Raw genomic sequence first — 8,735 nt, forward strand, 5'->3', positions numbered from 1 at the left:
AGCTGATTGTAAGAGTCATGTTGATAAAAAATATCAAGTCAGCCAAGTTTTATTTTTGGCTGACTTTAGTTTTATTTCTGTAAAACTTGCTCAAATACCTTTTTCACTTTCGGACTAACGTAATGACTGCCTCTTTTATCTTGGACGTTTTCAATCATCATATTCACCAAAAGCTTCGGCTGCTTTGTATTTACAGCCACAAACCAGCCAATCTCCCGGCCTTTTTCGCCTTGTTTTAATTTATATTCGGCCGTTCCGGTTTTGCCTGCCAGCGGAATCCCGCTGATTTTTGCATCATGAGCTGTCCCATGAGGACTGTCAATCACTTGATTTAGGTCATTAAGAATGGTTTCAGCGGTTTTCGGAGACATGACATTTTCTTTCCAAAAAGCCGGTCCTTTCGCCTTATTGGTTTTGATTAAATGAGGTTCGACAATATTCCCTTCATTTACAAAGGAGGTATACATCAAAGCAAGGTGAACAGGATTTGTTAAAACTTGTCCTTGTCCATAGCCGGAATTTGCTAAAAGCAAGTCGCTGTCGATTAAACCGCTGTTTGATATTTGTGATTTCTTCATTGGATATTGAATCGGCAGAGCATCGCCAAATCCAAACGTTTTAGCGCCTTTTACAAAGGCATCCTGGCCAATTTTTAATGCTGTTTGCGCAAAGTAAATGTTATCGGATCGAACGAGAGCGTCTTTGAGTTGAACATGGTTCAAAGAATCTAAGCGGGTAATATAATAATTGCCCCATGACGCGTCTTTTCGCCATTTGCGGCCGTTGATCGCAAAAGTTGTCTCAGGCGTTATAACGCCGTTGTCCAATGCGATTGCAGCGGTTATTGGTTTGAAAGATGAACCCGGAGCATACGAGGCCGCAAATCTGCTAAGCATAGGATGATCAGGGTTTTTAATTAAAGATTGATACTGTTTATCTGATATGCCGCGGATAAAATCATTTGGATCAAATGAAGGTGTACTGACAAGTCCTAATATGTCGCCGTTTTTCGGATCGAGGGCTACTGCTGTACCGACATTGCCCTTAAGTTGCTGATACAGCGCTTTTTGCACTTTGCTATCGATGGTCAATTTAATATTTTCCCCGTTGACCGGTTTTTTCTCAGCAATCGTTTGAGTCTTTTTCCCTTTTACATTCGCCACATAAATGATGCCGCCGTCTTTGCCTCTGAGTTTATCCTCGAGCGCAAGTTCAAGCCCTTTTTTGCCAATTATAGATTTTTCGCTATACCCTTTGTCTTTATACTGCTTAAGAAGTTCTGCATTCATTGGACCTGCGTAGCCGGTGAGGTGGGCACATGCTTTCCCGCAAGGATAGACGCGGTCTTCCTTATCTCTCTTGACCACACCCGGTAAAGCGATTAGTTGGTCAATCAACTTCTTATCTTTTGGATCAACAGTTTCAATAGGAACAAAGCTGTCGTTTTTTACCCACGATGCTTTTAACTTCTGATCAATGCTATCTTTAGACAAATGAAGCAGCTTTCCGAGTTTTTTCTTTGTCTGATTTGCATGTGAGCCAAGCCGAGCCGGGACAATTCCGATATTCGTGTTGAATCCGTTAATGGCCAATCCTTTGCCGTTTCGATCTGTTATTTCTCCTCTTTTAGCAGGAAGTGAAAATGCTCTGATTTTATCTCCGGGATGCAATTGCGGAAAAATCATATTAGGCTGCCAATGGATGTACCAATTCTTTTTATCTTGATGTTCTTCTTCAACAAGGGTTGCTTTTTGCTTGAATGAAACAGGCCCTGCCAGTGTATCCATTTGCACTTTAAATGGCAAATAAATTTGGCCGTTCTTGTCCGGTTTAACTTTCTTTTGAGGCTTCTCAAACTTAATTGTTAAGTTTTTCGCCTGTATACCTTGATAAATATTTTTATAACGGCTGACAAATGCCTCTTTAGAATATTTCTTTTTAGAATCTGAGGATAAATATTGATACATTTGATTGTAGTTTTGTTTTTGCCACAGATTAATATAATTAGCGAAGCGATCTTCTGGTTTTGGAAGATGATTGCAGCCTGAAAGAACGATCACAATAACAGCCAATGGCACAAGAAACATCATTTGCTTGACGCTGACCCTTATTTTCCTGTTAATTAAACCTTTCATTTTTCCCCCTTTTTTATATGCGCTGCCTAGTTTCTTAAATATTGTTAACTATTTTATTATAGTTTTCGATATAAAATGAATAAAAAATGCTGGACAAAAATTAATATCTAGTGAAATCTTTTATTTTAAAAGAATATTGAATATATAGATAATTATGTTACATTTAAAGTGTATAAGCTCTCGAATTTAAAAAGAGGGGAAGGGATAACGAGTGATTGAATTCAAAAATGTTTCGAAGGTTTATCCCAATGGGACTGTCGGACTTAAAAATATCAATTTAACCATTGAGCGGGGAGATTTTGTGGTTATCGTAGGGCTATCCGGTGCGGGAAAATCAACGCTGCTTCGATCGATTAACCGCCTTCATGATATTACAGAGGGTGAGATTTTAATTGACGGCAAATCGATAACAGCTGCCCGCGGGAAGTCGCTCTTAAGCATTCGCAGGGATATCGGGATGATTTTTCAGAACTTTAATCTTGTTAAACGCTCAACGGTGCTTCGAAATGTTCTTTCTGGACGCGTCGGTTACCATTCGACAATACGAACGCTATTGGGATTATTTCCGAAACATGATATTGAGCTTGCCCTCAATGCTTTAGAAAGAGTCAATATTAAAGATAAAGCATATCATCGTGCGGATGAGCTGTCCGGCGGCCAGCAGCAGCGTGTATCTATTGCCAGAGCATTGGCGCAAGAGGCTAAAATTATTTTGGCTGATGAACCTGTCGCATCATTAGATCCGCTGACAACAAGACAGGTCATGGATGATCTTAAACGAATAAATCGGGAACTGGGCATAACAACCATTGTTAATTTGCACTTTATTGATTTGGCAAGGGAATATGCTACTCGGGTGATAGGGGTTCGTGCAGGTGAAATTGTGTTCGACGGGCCTGTTGAAGAAGCAACAGATGAAAAGTTCTCGGAAATATACGGCAAGCCAATTGATGAAGACGAATTGTTAGGTGAGGCGAAGTAATGGAAGCGATAAGGATAAGGAGCATAAGAAGGCTGTCAATGATCAGAAATTTCCTAACTTTTGTTTTTGTTATTATTCTTATATGGGGCAGTGCGATAAAAACGGGAGTATCGTTCTCAAGCTTTGTCAGGGGATTGCCTAACATGTGGACATTGATTGCTGAAATGTTTCCGCCTAACTGGCATTATTTTAGCTATATTACGAAGCCGATGCTTGAAACCATTCGCATGGCTGTATTAGGAACAACTGCCGGCGGGGTTGCGGCCATACCTTTTGCCTTGTTTTCTTCAAGAAATGTTGTCCGCATGCCGATGATTTATTACCCAGCCAGATTTATGATGAATTTAATTCGTACGATACCGGAGCTGCTTTTAGCCGCCTTATTTGTACCGATTCTTGGCATTGGCGAAATTCCAGGCATTCTTGCCATTGCGGTCTTTTCCTTTGGCATTATTGCTAAACTGGCCTATGAATCTGTTGAAGCTATTGATACGGGCCCGTTAGAAGCTATGACGGCAGTCGGCGCTAATAAAATACAGTGGATATTTTTTGGGGTAGTGCCGCAAGTGACAGCACAATTTATGTCATATTTCCTTTATAGCTTTGAGATCAATATTCGATCGGCGGCTATTTTAGGTTATGTCGGAGCCGGCGGCATCGGTTTATATTTAAATAATACATTAAGCTTTTTTCAATACGATCGGGTTTTAACGATTATTATTTATACGTTGGTTGTTGTTATTGTCATTGATTTTATAAGTAATAAAATCAGGGAGAAATTATTATGAATCAAGCAGTCATAAATAAGACGCCGAAGAAGCCGTTAAAAAGGCGGATAAAAAATTGGACGATTTTAATTGCTGTGGTGCTCATTTACTTATGGGCTTTTATAGGAATGCCGGATATTAATATAAAGGATTCTGCCGGACAGGCGATAAAAGCCATTATCAGCGGGCTGTTTCACCCTGATTGGGGTTATATTTATGATCCGGGCGGCGAGGATCTTATTCATGCTTTAATGGAAACATTAGCGATAGCGGTTCTGGGCACTTTTATTTCAGCTATTCTATGCCTGCCATTTGCTTTTTGGGCTGCAAGAAACATGAGCAAACACCAGTGGATATCTAATGCGGGAAAGTTTGTCCTCAGTGCCATTCGTGTTTTTCCCGAACTTATTATGGCCCTTTTATTTATCAAATCGGTTGGATTAGGCCCTTTTGCGGGAATATTAGCATTGGGATTCCATTCGGTAGGGATGTTAGGAAAACTTTTTGGCGAAGCCATTGAAAATATGGATTTTGGTGCTGCCGAAGCTTTAACAGCATCCGGGGCCAATCGGATACAAACGTTATGGTTTGCTGTTATACCGCAAGTCATGCCGGCGTTCTTATCTTATACATTATACCGATTTGAGATCAGTGTCCGCTCAGCTGCAATTCTTGGCATTGTAGGCGCCGGGGGCATAGGTGCACCGCTAATTTTTGCGCTTAATGCGCATTCTTGGAATCGGGTCGGCATTATTTTGCTTGGCATTATTATTATGGTTACGGTCATTGATTTTATATCTGGTTCAATTAGAAAGAGGCTCGTATAGGGGAGAAACAATACGATTGATTTATAATTAGAAAGACAGCCGGCGCTAAATAGGCGCTGGCTGTCTTTCTAATATCATCAGCAATCTTGGCAAAACATGCTTAGCTTTTTGCTATTTGCCAATATCTTTAACCTTTTCATTGTACTGGCGGACGATATCGAAATGGGAATCCTTTGATTTCGTATAACCGACATGGGAATAAATTGATTCAATGATCTTCCGGCCTTTCGGATCTTTGCCTATTTTTACAAAAGCATTGGCAATTTTATCTTTCCATTTCTTAGACATGTCCGGCCTGACGCTGATCGTATCATTAGGAATCTTGGCGGTAGTATAAAGCACCCTTGTCTTTTTAAAGACATCTGGGTATTCGCCTTTGACAATGTTGCGAGCGTCGGAGAAAACAGCTACTGCATCGACATCGCCGTTTAGCAGGGCTTCTATCGCTTTATCATGCCCCTGCAGCTGGACGCCTTTAACATCTTTTTGGGCGTCAATGCCATGTTTCTTCATTTCAACAGCTGCCCATACATACCCTGCAGATGAAGTTGGCGATTGCCAGCCGATTGTTTTTCCTTTTAAATCTTTAAGGGATTTTATATTAGAATCTTTTCTGACAAGAATAATAGATTTATACCAGTCTACAAGCTGGCTAGTATTAGAGCCGTCTTTGGGGTTTACGCCATAACGCAGGGCTTGAAGCAAAACATCGGCGTAACCTTTTTTGTGAGCCATGACATAGTCGGTCGGCGGGAGAAAACCAAGATCCAGCTGTTTAGAGCCTAATGCTTCTACTACACCGTTATAGTCAGTTGTTACCGTTACCTTAACAGGAATCTTAAGTTCCTTCTGAAGCAAATTAGCCAGCGGTTTGGCTTTGGCTTCAAGTGTATCCGCATTTTGCGAAGGGACAAATCCAATTTTTAATTCTTTAGGCACATAGTCATCCTTCGCTTCACCGGATGTTTTTTCATTTCCGCTTCCGCAAGCCGCAAGTATGCCTGCGGCCAAACTGAGCGCAGCAATCAGCGCAGCAATTTTTTTTACCATGCCGTTACCCCCGTATAAATATTTTTAAAATTATTGCACTTTTATCATATAACAGAAACGGATATAAATAAATGAAAATTTGAAATTTTATCTATGTAAAAAAGTGCTTTTTAATTATAATAAAGAAAAACACTGAGAGAGGTTTTTTGATGAAAGCATTTCGTTTGGTTGTTTTAGAAACGAGCGATGTTCACGGCAATATTTATCCGATAAACTATGGGACAAACCAAAAAGAGGACGTCGGTTTGGGTAAGGCCGCATCACTGATAAGAAACGAAAGAAATAATCATGACCATGTTCTTTTGCTGGATAACGGCGATGTGATACAAGGAACCCCGCTGACTTATCATTATGCGCGTTTCAATAATGAAAAGCCGAACCCAATGATTATGGCTATGAACGAGCTTCAATATGATGGCTGTGTGTTTGGCAATCATGAATTTAACTATGGGTTAGATATATTATCGAGAGCTGTCAAAGAATCGCGATTCCCATGGCTTGCGGCTAATATTCTGGATGAAAACACAGGGGAACCATACTTTGGAAAGCCTTATTTTATTAGAGAATTTGCCTTCGGGCTAAGGGTTGCGGTACTGGGATTAACGACTCACTATATCCCTAACTGGGAAAAGCCTGAGAATCTGAACGGTATATCTTTTGAAGAGGCAGCGGTATCCGCAAAGAAATGGGTGAAGTGGCTGCGGGAAGAAGAAGGCGCCGGCTTTATCATTGTATCTTATCACGGGGGATTTGAATGCGATCTTGATTCAGGAGAACCCTCTGAGGTATTAACGGGCGAGAACCAGGGGTATCAAATTTGCCAAGAAACAGAGGGGATAGATATTCTTCTCACGGGTCATCAGCATAGATTCATTTCCGGCAAAGAGATTAACGGTGTATTAGTTATTCAGCCGGGAAATAATGGGCAAGCTTTGGGGAAGATGACGATTGATTTTGAAAAAAATGAAAAAGGCTGGAAATGTGTAAGCAAACAAGCGGAGCTTCTAACTGTTGCAGGTGTTGAACCGGCGCCGGATATTTTAGATAAAATAAAACCATATGAAGAAGCCGCGCAAGAATGGCTGGATCAGCCTATCGGAAAGATAGAAGGCGATATGCTTGTCAACGATCCTATGGAAATCAGGACAAAAGATCATCCTCTTATTGAATTTATTAATAAAGTGCAAATGGATGCGGCAGGTGTTGATATATCGAATACCGCTTTGTTTGATAATCAATCGCCCGGATTGCCTAGAGATGTAACGATGCGCGATGTAGTTGCCAATTATATTTACCCAAATACTTTAAAAGTCATTCGAATTACCGGCCAAGACATAAAGGATGCTTTGGAGAGATCGGCTTCCTACTTTCAGCAAAGTCATGAGGGAGAAATTAAGGTTAATCCTGCTTTCACAACTCCTAAGCCTCAGCACTATAACTATGATATGTGGGAAGGCATTGATTACATCATTGATATATCGAAAAAAGAAGGGGAACGCATCACCAAATTAGAACGTCACGGCGAACCATTAGATATGGATGCTGAATATGATGTTGTTATGAATAATTATCGTTCCGGCGGCGGAGGAAATTATTTAATGTACAAGGACAAGCCCGTCATTAAGGATATTCCCATTGATGTATCAGAACTGATTGCCAACTACATATTAGATAAAAAAGTGATTAAAGCAACGGTTAACCATAACTGGAAGGTTATTTATTAATTTGTGGAATAATAACGGATCCTTAATGAAAAACCAATCATTTTGTATAATAGTATTCGGTAATAAAAGCATTTAATTTTTAAGCGAGGTTTTCGCAGTGATTTTAAAAAATGATTGGTCAGATTATCTTAATGAAGAATTTCATAAAGAATATTATTTAAACCTAAGGGAGTTTTTAAAAAAGGAATACTCAAGCAAGACCATTTATCCTGATATGTACGATATTTATAATGCGCTTCATTATACATCGTATGATAAGACAAAAGTGGTGATTTTAGGTCAAGATCCTTATCACGGGCCTGGGCAAGCTCATGGATTAAGTTTCTCAGTACAGCCGGGGGTAAGGCAGCCGCCATCATTGCAAAATATTTTTAAAGAGCTTCATAACGATATAGGCTGTGAAATTCCTAATCACGGATGCTTAATTGAATGGGCCAAGCAGGGGGTCCTTTTATTAAACACGGTATTAACGGTTAGACGGGGAAATCCTAATTCACATAAAGGTATGGGCTGGGAGAGGTTTACAGATCAGGTGATACGAACACTTAATGAGCGGAATAAGCCAGTCGTATTTATACTATGGGGGCGTCATGCCCAAGCGAAACAAGAACTGATTACTAATAGGAGACACTATATTATTAAATCGCCGCATCCAAGCCCGTTTTCAGCAAACCGCGGTTTCTTTGGGAGCAGGCCTTTTTCCAAAGCCAATGCATTCCTTCAATCAATTGGGGAGGAACCTGTGAACTGGTGTATTCCTAATCAATAGAATCTGGCTTGATCGGCAAACGTCTTAAAAAGCGAAGAAAGAGAATGAGCAGCAAAGTCTTATTTTGGCCAAACATGCTTCTCTAATAAGGAAAAGCGGATAACTCAATAAGGGTGTCCGCTTTTTGGTGAAATTTTTATTAAAAAAAGTATAAAAAACTGTTGACTAGGCTATAGTAAATTGATATTATAGTTCTTGCCGATTTCGTAGTTCTCTTCACGAAATGGACAAAAAAAGATGTTGACATTAAATTATTTTGATGTTAGTATTTATAGCGTCGCTTTTAAAAGAACCGAAACAAAAGCGAAAAAACAACAAAAAAGTTGTTGACAAGATGTTAACGGCTTGATATAATGAAAAAGTCGCTGTCAAACGACAAAGACTTGAAAATAACGATTGTTCTTTGAAAACTAAACAAAAGCCAAGCGTGATTGAAAGGGCAACTTTCAACAACAGCTAAGGATCATAACGATTAAAAGTT

Annotated in this window: 7 protein-coding genes; 5 read left to right on the plus strand and 2 right to left on the minus strand. The window is 39.8% G+C overall.

Going from position 1 to position 8,735, the window contains the following annotated elements:
* Window positions 1-71: 71 nt before the first annotated feature.
* The gene (locus JOD45_RS14195; protein WP_205004567.1) at window positions 72-2,135 is read right to left on the minus strand and encodes a penicillin-binding transpeptidase domain-containing protein; all 2,064 of its coding nucleotides are present in this window, start codon (window positions 2,133-2,135) and stop codon (window positions 72-74) included.
* Between the two features lie 211 nt (window positions 2,136-2,346).
* Between JOD45_RS14195 and phnC the strand changes: the two genes are divergently transcribed.
* Genes phnC through phnE (JOD45_RS14210) form a run of 3 tightly spaced genes read left to right on the plus strand, consistent with a single transcriptional unit; the run spans window position 2,347 to window position 4,711 of the window.
* Window positions 2,347-3,117, plus strand: a complete 771-nt coding sequence (phnC, locus tag JOD45_RS14200; protein WP_205004568.1) for a phosphonate ABC transporter ATP-binding protein — start codon at window positions 2,347-2,349, stop codon at window positions 3,115-3,117.
* Window positions 3,117-3,905 carry a phosphonate ABC transporter, permease protein PhnE gene (gene phnE, locus JOD45_RS14205; protein ID WP_205004569.1) on the plus strand — a complete coding sequence of 263 codons (789 nt, stop codon included), beginning with the start codon at window positions 3,117-3,119 and terminating at the stop codon, window positions 3,903-3,905. Before phnC ends, phnE (JOD45_RS14205) begins: the two co-directional genes overlap by 1 nt.
* An 11-nt stretch (window positions 3,906-3,916) precedes the next feature.
* Complete coding sequence (gene phnE / locus JOD45_RS14210; protein WP_380896578.1) at window positions 3,917-4,711, plus strand: phosphonate ABC transporter, permease protein PhnE; 795 nt, start codon at window positions 3,917-3,919, stop codon at window positions 4,709-4,711.
* Between the two features lie 111 nt (window positions 4,712-4,822).
* On the opposite strand, the gene JOD45_RS14215 is transcribed toward phnE (JOD45_RS14210), so the two are convergent.
* Window positions 4,823-5,761, minus strand: a complete 939-nt coding sequence (locus tag JOD45_RS14215) for a phosphate/phosphite/phosphonate ABC transporter substrate-binding protein (RefSeq protein WP_205004571.1) — start codon at window positions 5,759-5,761, stop codon at window positions 4,823-4,825.
* 149 nt (window positions 5,762-5,910) lie between these two features.
* On the opposite strand from JOD45_RS14215, the gene JOD45_RS14220 reads away from it, so the two are divergent.
* Together JOD45_RS14220 and JOD45_RS14225 are read left to right on the plus strand one after the other, a co-directional pair.
* On the plus strand, window positions 5,911-7,485 hold the full coding sequence (locus tag JOD45_RS14220) for a bifunctional metallophosphatase/5'-nucleotidase (RefSeq protein ID WP_205004572.1): 1,575 nt from the start codon (window positions 5,911-5,913) through the stop codon (window positions 7,483-7,485).
* A gap of 97 nt (window positions 7,486-7,582) precedes the next feature.
* Window positions 7,583-8,254 (plus strand): uracil-DNA glycosylase, encoded by a 672-nt coding sequence (locus JOD45_RS14225; RefSeq protein WP_205004573.1) that lies wholly within the window; start codon window positions 7,583-7,585, stop codon window positions 8,252-8,254.
* The last annotated feature ends 481 nt before the right edge of the window (window positions 8,255-8,735 follow it).

It is taken from the genome of Scopulibacillus daqui, from assembly GCF_016908855.1.
Lineage (GTDB): Bacteria > Bacillota > Bacilli > Bacillales > Sporolactobacillaceae > Scopulibacillus_A > Scopulibacillus_A daqui.

Coding starts and splice junctions, on each gene's coding strand:
- JOD45_RS14195 (WP_205004567.1), bottom strand. CDS start 2,135: ATGAAAGGTTTAATTAACAGGAAAATAAGGGTCAGCGTCAAGCAAATG.
- phnE (WP_205004569.1), top strand. CDS start 3,117: ATGGAAGCGATAAGGATAAGGAGCATAAGAAGGCTGTCAATGATCAGA.
- JOD45_RS14215 (WP_205004571.1), bottom strand. CDS start 5,761: ATGGTAAAAAAAATTGCTGCGCTGATTGCTGCGCTCAGTTTGGCCGCA.
- JOD45_RS14220 (WP_205004572.1), top strand. CDS start 5,911: ATGAAAGCATTTCGTTTGGTTGTTTTAGAAACGAGCGATGTTCACGGC.